This window comes from Blastomonas sp. CCH1-A6, assembly GCF_001556365.1.
GTDB lineage: Bacteria > Pseudomonadota > Alphaproteobacteria > Sphingomonadales > Sphingomonadaceae > Blastomonas > Blastomonas ursincola.
The window spans coordinates 1-15,269 of sequence record NZ_LSIS01000532.1 but is presented as its reverse complement, the minus strand read 5'-3'; the positions used below and the strand labels follow the sequence as shown (position 1 = coordinate 15,269).

General features: G+C 63.4%; 11 protein-coding genes. 5 read left to right on the top strand and 6 right to left on the bottom strand.

The features are described 5' to 3' along the window. Positions 1 to 30 precede the first annotated feature (30 nt). Positions 31 to 2,517, bottom strand: a complete 2,487-nt coding sequence (locus tag AX735_RS22885) for a TonB-dependent receptor domain-containing protein (protein ID WP_446471854.1) — start codon at positions 2,515 to 2,517, stop codon at positions 31 to 33. A 267-nt stretch (positions 2,518 to 2,784) separates the two neighbouring features. Continuing rightward, positions 2,785 to 5,271 (bottom strand): TonB-dependent receptor domain-containing protein, encoded by a 2,487-nt coding sequence (locus AX735_RS22880; protein ID WP_231750232.1) that lies wholly within the window; start codon positions 5,269 to 5,271, stop codon positions 2,785 to 2,787. A 504-nt stretch (positions 5,272 to 5,775) separates the two neighbouring features. Between AX735_RS22880 and AX735_RS22875 the strand changes: the two genes are divergently transcribed. The 4 genes from AX735_RS22875 (at position 5,776) to sorB (ending at position 9,134) form a co-directional block, all read left to right on the top strand. Continuing rightward, positions 5,776 to 6,891: a DUF2332 domain-containing protein gene (locus tag AX735_RS22875; RefSeq protein WP_082751277.1), complete on the top strand. Its 1,116-nt coding sequence runs from the start codon at positions 5,776 to 5,778 to the stop codon at positions 6,889 to 6,891. Positions 6,892 to 6,939: 48 nt separating this feature from the next. Next, complete coding sequence (locus AX735_RS22870; RefSeq protein WP_066284895.1) at positions 6,940 to 7,494, top strand: YkgJ family cysteine cluster protein; 555 nt, start codon at positions 6,940 to 6,942, stop codon at positions 7,492 to 7,494. A 63-nt stretch (positions 7,495 to 7,557) separates the two neighbouring features. Beyond that, entirely contained in the window at positions 7,558 to 8,775 is a 1,218-nt protein-coding gene (gene sorA / locus AX735_RS22865; RefSeq protein WP_066284894.1) for a SorA family sulfite dehydrogenase catalytic subunit, read from the top strand. Continuing rightward, entirely contained in the window at positions 8,775 to 9,134 is a 360-nt protein-coding gene (sorB, locus tag AX735_RS22860) for a SorB family sulfite dehydrogenase c-type cytochrome subunit (protein ID WP_066284893.1), read from the top strand. Before sorA ends, sorB begins: the two co-directional genes overlap by 1 nt. On the opposite strand, the gene AX735_RS22855 is transcribed toward sorB, so the two are convergent. Continuing rightward, on the bottom strand, positions 9,131 to 10,222 hold the full coding sequence (locus tag AX735_RS22855) for a YeiH family protein (RefSeq protein ID WP_066284892.1): 1,092 nt from the start codon (positions 10,220 to 10,222) through the stop codon (positions 9,131 to 9,133). The two genes, sorB and AX735_RS22855, sit on opposite strands and share 4 nt — an antisense overlap. A gap of 123 nt (positions 10,223 to 10,345) precedes the next feature. On the opposite strand from AX735_RS22855, the gene AX735_RS22850 reads away from it, so the two are divergent. Beyond that, on the top strand, positions 10,346 to 11,596 hold the full coding sequence (locus tag AX735_RS22850; RefSeq protein WP_066284891.1) for an MFS transporter: 1,251 nt from the start codon (positions 10,346 to 10,348) through the stop codon (positions 11,594 to 11,596). Between the two features lie 3 nt (positions 11,597 to 11,599). Here AX735_RS22850 and AX735_RS22845 read toward each other — a convergent pair whose 3' ends face one another. From AX735_RS22845 to AX735_RS22835, 3 genes are all read right to left on the bottom strand, one after another. After that, a complete protein-coding gene (locus AX735_RS22845; protein ID WP_066284890.1) occupies positions 11,600 to 12,073 on the bottom strand; it encodes a DUF3237 domain-containing protein in 474 nt (157 codons plus the stop codon). A 334-nt stretch (positions 12,074 to 12,407) separates the two neighbouring features. Next, positions 12,408 to 12,821 (bottom strand): hypothetical protein, encoded by a 414-nt coding sequence (locus tag AX735_RS22840; RefSeq protein ID WP_137775553.1) that lies wholly within the window; start codon positions 12,819 to 12,821, stop codon positions 12,408 to 12,410. A 188-nt stretch (positions 12,822 to 13,009) separates the two neighbouring features. Continuing rightward, positions 13,010 to 15,269, bottom strand: a 2,260-nt coding sequence (locus AX735_RS22835; protein WP_066284888.1) for a TonB-dependent receptor domain-containing protein, incomplete at its 5' end; no start/stop codon positions are given.

The window sequence follows — 15,269 nt, the reverse complement described above, 5'->3', positions numbered from 1 at the left end:
CTGGTGCGATGTCCCGAGGCAGGCCGCGCATCAGAAGAAGAACCTTGCAGATGCCGACACGGTGCGGCCGTACATGGTGCGTCCCATCACGACCCCCGCTGCCGGAATGGCGCCTTCGGACACGCCGGTAATCGCGCGCTCGTTCAACAGGTTGCTGGCGTTCACGCTGAATTCCAGCCGCTCCATCGGACGGAACTGGGCAAACGCGCCTACCGTGGTGAAGGCAGGCAGACGGAGCAGGTTGACGTCCTGCGCAAAGCTGCCGGTCTGTCCGATCACGTTGAATCCGACCGAGAACATGTCGCTGTCGAATTGCGGACGGATTCCGTAGAGCAGCTTGGGCTGACCGCGCGGAATGTTACCGACGATCGTCGGGGTTTCTGCAGCATCGATCTCCGCCTCGGTATAGGTGGCGTGCGCCGTAACGCTGAACGGACCGCGGCGGATGCCGCCCTCGAACTCCAGACCATAGGCCTTGTACGAACGCGCGACCGTGGCGAGTTCAGCCAGACCGGTCGTGGCATTGGTGCGCAGCTGCGAGTTGGTCTCGTCGGTCAGCGCATAGAAGCCGGTCAGGTTGAGGAAGATGCCGTCCTTGCGGTATTTCAGGCCCAATTCTGCCTGGCGCAGCACGTCATGTCCCGCAACGCTGTTGACGAGCGCGCCCGTCACGGTGCTGACCGCCGGCGTGAACAGGATCTTGTCCGCCCCTGCGCGACCGCCGCGGCTGTAGCGCGCGAAGATCGAGAACGGCTCGGACACGCGATAGTTGGTGCTCAGCGAGTACGAGACATAATCATGGTTGTAGTTGACCGGGAAGGTCACGTTGTTGGGGATGAACGCAACGCGGCTTTCCGGCACGGAAATCACGCCATTGCCGTTCATGTCGAACGGACGCGTTCCGGTATCGTTGATGATGTTGCCGCGGACGCGGACATTGTCCCAGCGGATCGAACCGCCGATGGCAATCTTGCCCTTGGCGAAGTTGAACGAACCGAACGGCGCGGTCACCTGATAGGTGAGATCGGTGTTCTTCGAATTGCCGGCGCCGCCCGCGCTGCCATAGACCAGAATGCCGCCGTCGGTGACGGGGATGCCGGTGGCGGTGCGCAGGTTGACCGCGACCGACCGACCGCCGCCCACAATGTCCTGCAGGAAGGTGGTGAAGCCGATTTCCGAGACATATTCCTGGCTCGATCGGTACAGGCCCGCCGTCGTGGTCAGATCACCGCCGCCGACATTCCACACCCGGCTGACGCGCAGGTCGTTGGTCATGTTGCTGACATCGGGAACATCGGAGTCGACGATGAACGAGACGTTGAGCAGGCCGTTGCCCGACGGGTCGAAGGGCTGGCCGGCGCGCGGACCCGCCGCATAGGTGGCGGTCGCACCCGGGCCGGCGAAACGGGTGGCAAATGCTGCCGCCGGTGCTGCTGCCGAGGGGAACAGGATCAGGCTGCGCAGCGACTGGTCGGCATAGCGGAAGCGGTTGGTGACGGACCATTCGCCCAGGCTGAACTGCGCATCGAAGCCCAGCGACTTGGACTTGGAGTGCGTGCCTTCTGCCAGGGTCTGGCGCGTCGGCGTGCCCGAGGTGCCCAGACGCAGCGAGTTGGGCAGCAACGGCGAGACCAGCGAGTCGGTGCGGGTGTCGAGACCGGGAACGTCCGAATAGGACGGATCGGCATTGGTGCCGGTCACGCGCAGCGGCGTGTTGATGAAGCTGGGTGCCCGATCGTCGAGCAGCTTGGCATAGACGCGGATATAGCCGCCATCGAACTGCTTGGTGACGTTGAACTTGACCTGGCCGCCGCGCATCGAGTTCATGCCGGTTTCGCGCGGACCTTCACCTTCGCGATAGAAACCGCCGACATGGAAGCGCCAGCCATCGCCAAGACGCGCGCCATAATCGAAATCGGTGCGATAGCTTTCGAAATCGATGCCGACCGTGCCCATCACCGATCCGCCTTCGACCTCTCCGGTCTTGGAGATCAGGTTGATCACGCCACCCGGAGCATTCGAGGCGAAGGTCGATGCCGATCCGCCACGGATCGATTCCACCTGCGCGACATTGAGGTCGGCGCGGATGAAGATGTCCGGCGTGAGGGTGAGCAGGTCACCGAATTCGAGGACCGGCAGGCCGTCTTCCTGCAGCTGGATGTACTTGGCGCCATCGTTGACGAGCGGCAGGCCGCGCACGGTATAGCTGTTTCCGCCCTCGCCCGTCGCAGCGTTGACGCGGATGCCGGGAATGTTGCGGAACAGTTCGGCCAGCGATCGCGGCGCGATGGAGATGATGTCGTTTTCCTTGATCGCGCTGGTCGAGGTCGCGCTGTTCAGACGGTCACGGCCACGTGCCACGCCGGTAGTGACCATATCGCCTTCATCGACGGTGCGGCTCGCCTCCCAGGCCGTCATCGGCTTGTCTTCCTGGGCCAGGGCCGGCGTGGCCATGGCGACCATCGCGATGGCGACGGCGGCCGTGCAAGTCGAACCGTGATATTTGAAGAAATTCATGAATTGCCCCTGCTGTAAAACACTTTCCCAACCGGCCTATTTGATTCCAATTAAAGCGTGGTTAACGCCGATTGACCAAGTTGCCGGGAAATGTTGTCTGACGCGAAACGCCCGAAGATCAGGGGTTTCCGCGAGCCCCTTGAGCGCCTGACACAGCGCGGCGCCCGCGACGCTGAACAGCCCCGCGAGCGCCACAAACTTGTCGCCGGCTGCCCCCTGCCGCTGGCGACTTGCCAGCAGACAAGGGACGAGCCGTCAGCGCACCGATCAGAAGAAGAAGCGCGCCGATGCGGAGATCGAACGGCCGAACAGCGGCCGCGCCATCACCACGCCGGATGCCGGGATCGCTCCTTCGGAAATTCCGGTGATCGCGCGCTCGTTCAGCACGTTGTTGGCGTTGATGCTGAGCTCCAGCCGCTCCATCGGACGGACCTGTGCGAACAGGCCAACCGTGGTGTAGCCCGGCATGCGCAGCTGGTTGACGTCCTGGCTGAAGCTGTCGGTCACCCCGATGATATTGGCACCGACAGTGAACAGGTCGGTGTCGAATTGCGGCGTAACCCCGAACAGCAGCTTGGGCTGGTTGCGCGGGATGTTGCCCACCAGGGCCGGATTCTCGGCGCTCTTGATTTCCGCTTCGGTATAGGTCGCGTGCGCCGTGATGCTGAACGGACCGCGGCGGAAACCGCCCTCGAATTCGAGACCATAGGCCTCGTAGCCGCGCGTGACCGAGAGCAGCTCGAGCTGGCCCGTGGCGGGATTGGTCAGGATCTGCGAGTTGGTATCGTCGGTCTTGGCGTGGAAGCCCGTCAGATTGAGGACCAGGCCATCCTTGCGGTATTTCAGCCCGATCTCCGCCTGACGCACGCTGTCATCGCCTGCCGCCGGGTTCAACAACGCGCCCGTGGTCGGGCTGATTGCCGAGGTAAACAGGATCTTGTCCGCAGCCGCGCGGCCACCCAGGCTGTAACGGGCAAACATCGCAAAGGGCTCGGCGATGCGATAGTTCACGCTGACCGAATAGGACAGATAGTCGTGGCTGTAACGGACCGGCTGGGTCACGCCAACAGGGACGAAAGACACCAGGCGCTCGGGTGCCGAAATGACACCGTTGCCGTTCATGTCGAAGGTGCGGACACCGCTGTCGTTCATCGCATTGCCCCGCGCCCGGCTGTTATCCCAGCGCACCGAGGCACCAATAGCGATCTTGCCCTTGGCAAAGTTGACCGAGGCAAAGGGTGCAGTGGTCTGATAGGTCACGGCATTGTCGCGGATGTTGCCAGCAGCGCCCGGGCCACCGAAATTGCGATAGCCGCCATCGGTGACCAGAGCGCCTGCCGCAGTGACGAGGTCGAGCGGCACCGCCTGGCCTCCCCCCACAACGTCCTGGAAGAACGTGGCAAAGCCGATTTCGGAGATGAACTTCTGGTTCGAACGATACAGGCCTGCGGTGGTCGTCAGATCGCCACCGGCGACGGGCCAGACCCGGCTGATTCGCAGATCGTTGGTCATGTTGCTCACATCGGGCGCGTCATTGTCCGAGAAGAACGACAGGGCGACCAGGCCATTGCCGCCCGCAGCGCTGAACGGCTGCCCGGCACGCGGTCCGGATGCATAGCGGAACGCTCCGCCAGCGCCGCCAAAGCGCGAGGCAAACTGCGCAGCCGGCGCTGCCGAAGAGACGACCAGCGTGGTGTTGCGCGTCGATTGATCGGCGTAACGGAAGCGGTTGGTGACGGTCCAGTCACCCAGGCTGAACTGCGCCTCGAAGCCGAGCGTCTTGGCATTCGCTTCGACACCGTTGGTGAAATTGCGGCGACGGACCTGACCCGACGAGCCGAGCGTCAGCACGACCGGCAGCGTCGGCGAAAGCAGCGAATCGGTGCGGCTGCTGACTCCGGCAGGATCGCGGAACGAAGGATCGGCATTGGTGCCGGTCACCAGCAGCGGGGTGCCGGTAAAGGTCGGCACGCGGTCGTCGAGCAGCTTGCCATAAACGCGGATATAGCCGCCATCGAACTGCTTGGTGACGTTGAACTTCACCTGACCGCCGCGCGCGGCGTTGAAACCGGTTTCACGGATTCCTTCGCCCTCGCGGTAGAAGCCGCCGACATGGAAGCGCCAGCCATCACCCAGCTGGCCGCCATAGTCGAAATCGGTGCGATAGCTTTCGAAGTCGACACCCACCGTCGCCATCACCGATCCGCCTTCGACCTCTCCGGTCTTCGAGATGAGGTTGATGACGCCGCCCGGCGCGTTCGAGGCGAAGGTCGAGGCCGATCCGCCGCGGATCGATTCGACCTGGCCGACATTGAAATCGGCGCGGACGAAGATATCGGGCGTCAGGCGCATCAGATCGCCGAATTCCATCACCGGAAGGCCATCTTCCTGGATCTGGATGTACTTGCTGGCGCCATTGACCATCGGCAGCCCTCGGACGGTATAGTTGTTCTGCGCCTCACCGGCAGCAGCCTCGACGCGGATTCCCGGAATGTTGCGGAAAAGCTCGGCCAGCGACCGCGGCGCCAGGCGAACGATGTCGTTCTCCTTGATCGCGCTGGTCGACGTCGCGCTGTTCAGACGGTCGCGGCCGCGCGCCACGCCAGTGGTAACGACATCGCCTTCATCGACCGTGCGGCTTGCCTCCCAGGCAGTTTGCGGCTTGTCTTCCTGCGCCGCCACCGGCGCTGCAAACGCAGCAACGATCGCGACAGTCGATGCACAGCTATAGATTGCAGTAGTAAGAGATTTCACTTTGAGCCCCCCAAAACTATTGGATGGGCCAGCGGTTAGGTTTGCATGCTTAAAGCAAAGTTAAACGCACTGGGCTCAGCGAATACTTAGCTCCCCCCTCTTTTTAAGCTTGAAACATAGCCCAGAAATGGGGGGAAAGTGGCTCAAATCCAACGGTTCGCTCGATACTGACACTCCGATCGCTCGCCCCGCAATGTTTGTATGCGAACCTTTGCATAAAATATAACGTGTTGATTTTTCGATATTTGCAATTATTGCGATCATGATTGCAAAATTAGCAAGAATGGGCAATTTGGCGCCGCCTTATCGGTCTCGATGCCCTTGCCCTGCTGACCGCGCTCCGATTCGCCGGGCCTCGACCAGCCAATCAACGATTCGCATTATGCCGAACAGGTCAAGTCGTGACGCGCCATCCCGACTTTGTTAACCACTTGTTTACGCTGATTACCTAGCCAGTCGGACGGGGGTCGGGAGTGTTTGCCGACTTGTTCGTTGGCGAGAATCATGTCTGCACTCATTTCCAAAGAGAATATCGCCGGAACGACGCACCCGCCGCGGGCCAAGGCATCTCCGATAACACCGATCGCGCCCTTGGCACTGGCACCCGTACATGCAGAGCTGTCGCGTCAGGCTGCCGTCTGCCGGAGCCTAGGGTCGGACTTCGTCGCCCGCGTGCTCGAGGCCGCCGAACGCCAGCTTTCCCATGCCCCGATGACCGAAGCGGTCATCGCGACCTGGCCGGGCGACCGCGCCGCAGCGGCGCTTGCCATGCGGCTGAACGGCGCACTCCACGCTGTGGCCCGACGCGGCACTGTCCCCGAACTCAGCGCATTGTACCGGGGCGAACATGCCGATTTCGATCGCGCCCTGGCGATTGGGCTGGCGCATTCCGACGCATTCATTCTGCAATGGCTGCGCGATCCGACCCAGACCAACGAAGTCGGCCGCTCCGCCGCCCTCATGGCAGCGCTGATGGTGGCCGCAGACCGTTATGGCCTGCCGTTCGAATTGCTCGAATTGGGGACCAGTTGCGGCCTCAACCTCAATCTTGGCCGTTATGGCTTTGATCTGGGCGGAGTGAAGGCGGGCGACCCTGCGTCGGCGCTACAAATCGCCCCCGAGTGGCGCGGCCCGCAACCGGTCGCCGCGCCGGTCAGCATCCTGTCGGCCAGCGGGGCCGATCTGCACCCGCTCAACGCCCGCGATGCGGATAGCTGCGAAAGGCTGCTGGCGTTCATCTGGGCGGACCAACACCACCGCATCGCGCGGCTCGAGCATGCGCTCGATATCGCCCGCGCGCACCCGCCCCAAATCGAGGAAGCCGAGGCTCTCGACTGGATCGCGCAGAAGCTGGCGGCACCGCAATCGGCCGACACCTGCCGTGTCGTCTTCCATTCGATGTTCCGCCAATATCTTCCCGAGCCGCAGCGCGCACGCCTCGCGGAGATCATCGTGCAGTCGGGCCAGTTCGCGACCGAGCGTAAGCCGCTAGCGTGGATCAGCCTCGAATGGACGCCCGATCGCAGCGAGGTGCGGCTGTCGCTGACGTGCTGGCCAAGCGGTGAGCAGCGGTTCCTCGCGACCTGCCATCCCTATGGCGAGTGGATTCACTGGCGCTGATCGCCGGGCCGCTTGCAATCATCCCCGCCGACCGTCACAGCTTTGCATATGGCGGACCCCACGGATCTTGAGACCCTGTTGCTGGGCCCGGTGCTGGCAAACCGCGAATGCGGTGGCTGCACTGCCTGCTGCGTGACGCTCAAGGTCGACACGCCCGACCTGGCAAAGCCTGCCGGCACGCCCTGCCCGCAGCTGACCGCCAACGGGTGCAGCATTCATGCGGTGCGACCGACGATCTGCCGGACCTGGTTCTGCGCCTGGCGCAGGCTCGCCGCCTTGCCCGATGAAGCACGCCCCGATCGCTCGGGCCTGCTCGTTTCGGTCAGCTTTCACCGCGAGGCGCGCCATCCATTCGAAGCCATTGCCCTCACCGTGCTGGCATTGCCCGGCAGCGATGCGATCGCCAGCGGCATGGCGGCACGGGTGCTCGACGCCATTTGCGATCGGCCGGTGGCGGTCTGGTTCAGCGACGGCAAGCGCAAGATGCTGATGCACCCCGAAGCCGATGTGGCAAAGCTGGTTCTGTCGGGCGATGAGCCACCACCCGAGCTTGCAGCAGAAGTGGCGGCCTGGCGGACCCAATATGCTGCCTTTCTTGCGTGATCACAGGTTTCTGACTAACGGTGGACATAGAGACACGATGGCGCGGCGATAGGCGCTGGCGCCATGGATCGGGGAGCGGAGATGAGCGGCATCGACCGGAGGTTTTTCGTGGCAGGTGCAGGCGCGGCCCTGCTGGGCGCGGTGGGCAAGTCTTCGGGTGGAACGCTCACCCTGCCCTTCGCCAATGGCAAGCGTCCGCTGGTGACGCTGCCCGGCAAGCGCGAGATGATCCTTTTGACCAGCCGCCCGCCGCAGCTGGAAACGCCGTTTTCCGTTTTCAACCAAGGCCTGCTCACGCCCAATGACGCGTTTTTCGTGCGCTATCACCTGTCCGGCCTTCCCACCGAAATCGATCCACGCAGCTTCCGCCTCGCCATCGGCGGGCATGTCGAAACGCCGCTGCAACTGACGCTCGATTCGCTGCGTCGCGATTTTCCGGTGAGCGAGACCGTTGCGGTCAACCAGTGTTCGGGCAATAGCCGCGGCTTCGTGACGCCGCGTGTCGCGGGCGGCCAGCTGGGCAATGGCGCGATGGGCAATGCGCGCTGGCAGGGCGTGGCGCTGAAGCATCTGCTCGCCAAGGCCGGGGTGCGTACGGGCGCTGCCCAGGTCACCTTCAACGGACTCGACAATTCGCCAGCCGATGGCGTGGCGGATTTCGTCAAGGCGCTCGACATCGATCATGCGCTCGATGGCGAGGTGATGGTCGCGTTCGCGATGAACGGCGAGGAACTGCCTTTCCTCAACGGCTATCCGCTGCGGTTGGTCGTGCCGGGACATTTCGGCACCTATTGGGTCAAGCATCTCAGCGAAATCAACGTGTTGGACGCCGAGTTCGACGGTTACTGGATGAAAACCGCCTATCGCATTCCCGACAATGACTGCCGCTGCGTCGAGCCGGGCACCAAGCCCGACAAGACCGTACCGATCTCCCGGTTCAGCGTCCGTTCGTTCCTGACCAGCCATCAGGATGGCGCGAAGGTCAGTGCAGGCCAGACGACCGAGCTGCGCGGTATCGCCTTCAGCGGCGGCGATCCGATCAAGCGCGTGCTCGTTTCGCCCGATAACGGCAGGAACTGGCAGGAGGCAAAACTGGGTGAGGATCTGGGCCGCTATTCGTTCCGCGAATGGAAGCTGGGGCTGAAGCTTGCGTCAGGGCGGCATGCCCTGCGCGTTCGCGCCGAGACGGCGGGCGGCGAGACCCAGCCGATGGAGGCGCGCTGGCAGCCTGCGGGCTATATGCGCAATGTCGTCGAGACGACCAACGTGGAGGCCGTGTGATGAAAGCCAAGGGAGTGATCATTGGAATTGGCCTGCTTGCGGTAGCCGCTGGCGGCGCAACCTGGGCGCTGATAGATCGCGACGCAGGGCCGGAAATCGTCGCCGCGCGGATGGAGCCGGTCAGCTTTCAGCTGCCCGAAGAGGCGATTCCCGCCGAGCTGTCCGACGCCGGTGCCGAGATCGTGGTCAACAACTGTACCGCGTGCCACAGCCTTGAATATGTCACCACCCAGCCGCGCGGCATGGGCGAGAAATTCTGGCACGACGAGGTGACCAAGATGGTCAAGGTCTATGGCGCGCCGGTCGCGCCCGCCGATGCCGAGACGATCGCCAGGCTGCTCGCCGAGCGATTTGGCTAGAAGAGCAGGATCACGACCGCGAACGAGGCGGCCAGGCTGGTCAATGTCGCGATCAGCACCGGGATGGCAGGGCGGATTCCGGTTTCCATCAACAGGTCCATGCGGCTGCGCATCGCGGTCGCGATCACCGCGATCAGCAGCAGCCCCTTGGACAGGCTGAGCGCCGAATCGCGCACCGGATCGGGCATGGCCACCAGCGAATTGACCAGCACCACGCCGAAGAACGCGACGATGAACCAGGGCAGCGCCAGCCGCTTCCACAAGGGGCTGCCCTCGGCCTGATCGGCATTGCCGATGGCAAGGCCGGTGATGATGACGACGGGGGCGAGCATCGCGACGCGCGAAAGCTTGACGATCGCGGCATAGCTTCCTGCGCTTTCGGAAAACGCATAGCCGCCGCCGATCGCCTGCGCGACGTCATGGATCGACGCGCCGATCAGGAACCCGGCCTGCTGGTCGGTCAGCTGCAGATATTCGGCAAGGATTGGATAGAGCGACATGGCCAGCGCGCTGAAGAGCGAGACGACGACCAGGGTGATCGCGAATTGCGACTGGTTCAATCGCTCGCGCCCGATAATGCCGTAGAGCGCCATCGCCGCGCTCGCGCCGCAGATCGCGGTCGCTCCGCCCGCCAGGATGCCGGTATAGTTGGACTGGCCCACCAGCCGCGCGCCGAGGATACCTGCCAGGAACGTGACGGTCATGATCGCCGCGAGCGCAGCGAAAGGCTGCACGCCCAGCGAACCGATCTGCTCGAACGTCACCTGCAGGCCGAGCAGCACCACGCCGAAGCGCAGGCAGGTGCGCGAGGCGAAATCGAGCCCCTTGTGACTGCGCGGATCGCGCGCGACGAAGCTGAGCGACAGCCCGATCAGCAGGCCGAGCAGGATGATCGGGAAATTATAATGTTCGGACAGCCAGGCCGCCGCCCCGGCGGCAATCGCGCAGATCGCGAGGCCCTGAAAGATCGTGTCGCGCGGTTTCGCGGCATCGGGCTTGGGCGCGGCTTCGGCCAGATACATCTCGCCGAACAGGTCGCCCGCTGCGGGAAGCGAGTCCCAGTCGATTTCCTGCCGCTTGCCGTTCATCGCCTTGCCCCTCGTCCCCGATATATGTCCTTCGGTGTCATATTGCGCTTTCCTTACGCGCGCGAGCGGCTATCGTGCAAGCACGAAGCGTCGTAGACAGGCGCGAGCTTGGGAGGATCGGCAATGGAAGAGGCACGGCATCAGGGCATGGCACGCGGCGCAGCGATCGCGCTCGTCGTCCTGCTCTTCCTGGGCAATGCGCTCAATTATGTCGATCGCCAGGTGCTGGCGCTGCTGAAACCCACGCTGGAGGCCGAATTCGGCTGGTCCGACGCCGATTATGCGCATCTCGGCTCCTCCTTCCAGATCGCGGCCGCCGGCACTTTGCTGTTCGTCGGCTGGTTCGTCGACCGGCTGGGCGTGCGCGTCGCCTATGCCATCGCGGTGACCGTGTGGAGCGCCGCCGGCATGGCGCATGCGCTGGCGCAGACGGTGCAGCAGTTCGTCGCCGCGCGCGTCATTCTGGCTGCGGGCGAATCGGTCAGCACGCCTGCGGGGCTCAAGGCGGCGGCGACCTATCTGCCGGTGAAGCAGCGCAGCATCGCCATCGGCCTGATCAATACCGCGCCCAATATCGGCGCCATCCTCACCCCGCTGCTGATTCCGCCCTTCGCTCTCGCCTTCGGCTGGCAGGCGGCTTTCTGGGTGACGGGTGCGCTCGGCTTCGTCTGGCTCGCCGGATGGTGGTGGGGCACCCGCAATCTGAAGCCGCTGGGCGACATTCCCGAGCGCGCGCGTGTGCCCTGGGGCACGCTGCTGGCCGACCGCAAGACCTGGACCGTGATCGGCGCGAAATTCTGCATCGATGCGGTCTGGTGGTTCGTGCTGTTCTGGATGCCCGATTTCTTCAACCGCCAGTTCGGCCTTTCGCAGGGCGAGCTCGGCTGGCCGATCGCGATCATCTTCACCCTCGCCGCCCTGGGCGCGATCACCTCTGGCGGGCTCTATCCGATCCTGCTCAGCCGGGGCATGAGCGTGAACGGCGCGCGCAAGACGTCGATGCTGTTCTATGCCCTTGTCGTGCTGGCGATGCCGCTCTCGCTGCAGACCGGAAACCCCTGGATCGCGGCGGTGCTGATCGGCCTCGGCCTGTTCGCGCATCAGGGCTTTTCGACCAATGTCTTCGGCATGACCGCCGACATCATCCCCGCCACCCGCGTCGCGAGCGTGATCGCGCTGGGCGCGGTCGCGGGCAATCTCTCGGGCACCGCGATCATCGAATTTGCCGGCTATTCGCTCGGCAGCGGCATGGGCTATGTGCCGCTCTTCGCGATCTGCGGCAGCGCCTATCTGGTCGCGCTCGCGTTCATCCACCTGATGATCCCGCGGCTCAGGCTCGCGGAGGACACGGATGCCGGTGTGACCGCAGGCTGACGCTCAACCCAGAGGCTGGCCGATCTCGAAAATCTCGTAGATCGGCCCGGACAGCGTCTGCGTCCCGGTGCCGACCAGGTTCAGCGCGTTGAGCCAGGCATAGCGTGCATCGCCGCTTTCCAGCCGCGCGTTGACGACGATGCTGTACTCGGCCGGGTCGAGCAGCGCCCCCTTGGCAAAGCGTGCCATGGCATCGCCCCTGCCCCGCATCGATCCCTGATAAGTCAGATAGATCGGAACGCCATCCTCGCTGGTCAGGTTCAGCCGGACGTCGATGAGCAGCGTGCCGTCGGGCTGGATGACATACCAGTCTGCGCCCGATTCGACCGTGCCGCTGAGCCGCTCGCCGGTGAACGACCCGCCGATCACCTGCGCGATGCCCCGATAGCCGGAAGCAAGGGCACCGATGCGCCGGGTGCGGCCGAAATCCACTTCAAGCTGGAGCGTCATCAGATGGCGGTGAACAAGGGTCTTCATTGAAGCAGGGCTAGCATCTAGCCTTCGCTCGGAAAACATCGAAAAAGGCGGCGAGGAAAAGATGCAACGCTCCCGTTCCTTGCTTCGTCAGCGCCCGCCCCCTCTCTCCGGCTCGCCAGCAAGCGGCTGGGCCTGCGCCTTACTCCTCAGAGTGACACGCGAGCGAAGCGCAACGGACAGAGGAAGGTCGCTTACACTGAACTCCCTCCTGCATTCACCGAGCCGATTAAACCAACGTTCCGCTAATCTGAGGACTTTGAACAAGGTCAGCGGCCCACGCCATCTCATCAGACTGCGAGTTTCAAGATAGGGACCATAGTCGGGCGCCGCTTGGTTAGGCGTCACCGTTGCAATAAACCGATACAACAGTCTTGGTAGAGATCTTATATTTAATGTTGACGACCGAACATCCACCATCCTCGACAACGATACCTTCATCGTCCTTTGGCCAGTAAGATCTTCCGACACGCCAATGTTCTGGCAAATCGTCAAAGAACGCAGAGAAGTAGACTCCATCTACACTATCTTCATCTTCTCGATAATATAGTCTGATATACCGATTTAACTTAAATTCGGGATGCTTGGTTGACACCTGCGCCTCGATGTCTTGCGCAATCAGCGCCTTCTCTCGCTCAGCAGTATCGCCGCAGCTCGATAATCCCAAAAATATCAAGGTCGACATCAGGAAAGGCAATCGAATCATGTGGACGAATGTGCCACGGCCTTTGAACAGAAACAACGCAGCCAATTTTTCTCAGTGTGAGACGATTGTTTCGAGCCAGTGCCCCAACGCGCGATAAATGTGCGGATACACGCTTATACCTCCCACCCCGTGATCCGCAGGCTGTCTCCCTGCTGTTATCGGAGAGAAACGTAGGTGACAAAAAAGGCCGCGGACTTGCGTCCGAGGCCCCATTTTATTCGCCCAAGCCTGCCTCAGCGCAGGCGGGCTCGCAGGCTGATGCCGAAATAGCGGTCCGCGTCGCGCGGGATTTGCAGGCGCTGGCCGGCGCTCACGTTGAGCAGCGCATAGGCTTTGTCGGTGATGTTGCGCGCCAGGAAGCTCACGCGATAATTGTCGTCCGGATCGGAGAAGCCGATGCTGCCGTTCCAGATGCCATAGGCCGCGATCGGGCCCTGTTCGCCGAGATCGGAGAACTGGCGGCTGACATGGCGGAAATCGGTATCCAGATACATCTTGAAGCCGCCCAGATCGCGTTCGTAGCTGGTGCCGATGGTCCAGGTGAACTTGGGCGCCAGCGGCAGCTGGGTGCCGTTGCGGGCGTCCGGAGCGTTGGTCGCGGGATTCGGGTTGAACCGCTTGACCGTAGCATCGGCATAGGCGCCGCTCGCGCGCAGCGTCCAGCCGTCGACTGGCACCGCGAGCAGATCGACTTCGAAGCCTTCGCTCTTCACCGAACCGGCGTTGGTCAGGTTCGAGACAACCGCGCCGTTGAGCAGCACGAAATTGTTCGCCTGGAAGCCGTCATAGGTGACCGTGAAGGCGGACAGGTTGAACTGCACGCGGTTGTCGAGGAACTGCGATTTCAGGCCGATTTCGAACGCGTCGGAGGTTTCCTCGTCGATCGGGATCGCGTTGGTCGGCGCGGTGTGGTTGAAGAACACGTTGAACGCCGGGCCCTTGTAGCCGCGGGTATAGCTGCCATAGAGCATCACGTCCTCGCTGGGCGTGAACTGCAGCACCGCGCGGCCCGAAAGGTTGCCGTTCGAGCTGTCGCCGCGCGAGGTGTTGGTGCCGTTGCCGCCCGAGGCGATCGTGCCCCCCGCAGGCGCGCCCGAGACGCCGGGTCCGGTCGCCGGAAGGCCGGTCGTGGCATTCACGCCCGGCGCGCGGGTGTGGATGAAGCTCAGGTCATCCCAGGTGTAGCGCAGGCCGCCGGTCAGCGCGAACATGTCGCTCAGGCGATAGGTTGCCTGGCCGAAGATCGCATAGTTGCGCGATTCCACCGCGCTGAACGAGGTCGCGGTCGGGAACAGCGTGTTGGTGCGATCGTTCACGTTGCACGGACGGCCGCCGGTGATCGGATCGATCGGCAGGGTCGAGGTGCCGCAGGTGATGTTACGGCGGGTGAAGTCCTGCTCGTTGTCGGAGCCCCAGATAAAGCCACCGACCTGGTAGAAGAAGGGCTTGCTCTGGTCCGACGCGAGCCGCACCTCGAGCGACAGCTGCTCGGTACGCACCTGACCATTGTCGTGCAGTTCGCCGGTACCGACGATCGCGCGCGGCAGGAAGTCGCCTTCGCGGATTTCGGTATTTTCCCAGTTGCGATAGCCGACGATCGCGCTCAGCACATGGTCGGTCAGCACGTCGAAATCGGCGCTCGCGGTCAGGCTCCACTGCTTGTCGAGCGTGCGCGTGACCAGGTTGTGGTTGACGAAGCGCTGGTTGACGCCGCGCGCCACGCCGCCGGGCAGCCCCAGTTCGGCATCGAGCACAGCGCCGCGGCTGACGCCGGTGACATCGGCGCAGCAATCGTCATCGGCTTCGAAATAATCGGCGATAAAGCGGAAGCGCGTGCCGCCGTTGTTGTAATCGAGAATGCCGCGCGCGCCGTAATGCTCGTAACCATTGATGCGGTTGCGCCGCCCGCCGTTGATATTGGTGATGTTGCCGTCATAGCTGCCGTAGAAGGCGGTGATGCGGCCGGTCAGGTTTTCGGCGAGCGGTCCGGAGATTGCGCCGCGCAGGCGATATTCGTCATCGTCGAACGCTTCGAGCCGCGCTTCGGCTTGCAGCGTATCGGTGCCGCCCTTTGAGACGATGTTGACCAGACCGGCGGATGCGTTCTTGCCGAACAGCGTGCCCTGGGGCCCACGCAGCACTTCGAGACGCTCGGCATCGACCAGGTCCATGAACGCCTGGCCCGAGCGGCTGAGCACGACGCCGTCGACCACGGTCGAGACACTGGGTTCGGCTGCGATCGAGAAGGTGATGGTGCCGACGCCGCGCATCACGATGGCGCTGTTGGCGCTGGTCGTGCCCTTGCGGAACGAGACCGACGGGACGAGCTGGGTCAGGCCTTCGAGGCTGGTGACGCCGGTGGTCTCGAGCCGCTCGGAGGTGATCGCGGTGATCGCGATCGGAACATCCTGCACGTTCTCGGCGACCTTCTGCGCGGTCACGACGATTTCGGCGATGCCGCCCTGATCGTCATCGGCGGCAGCGTCCTGCGCG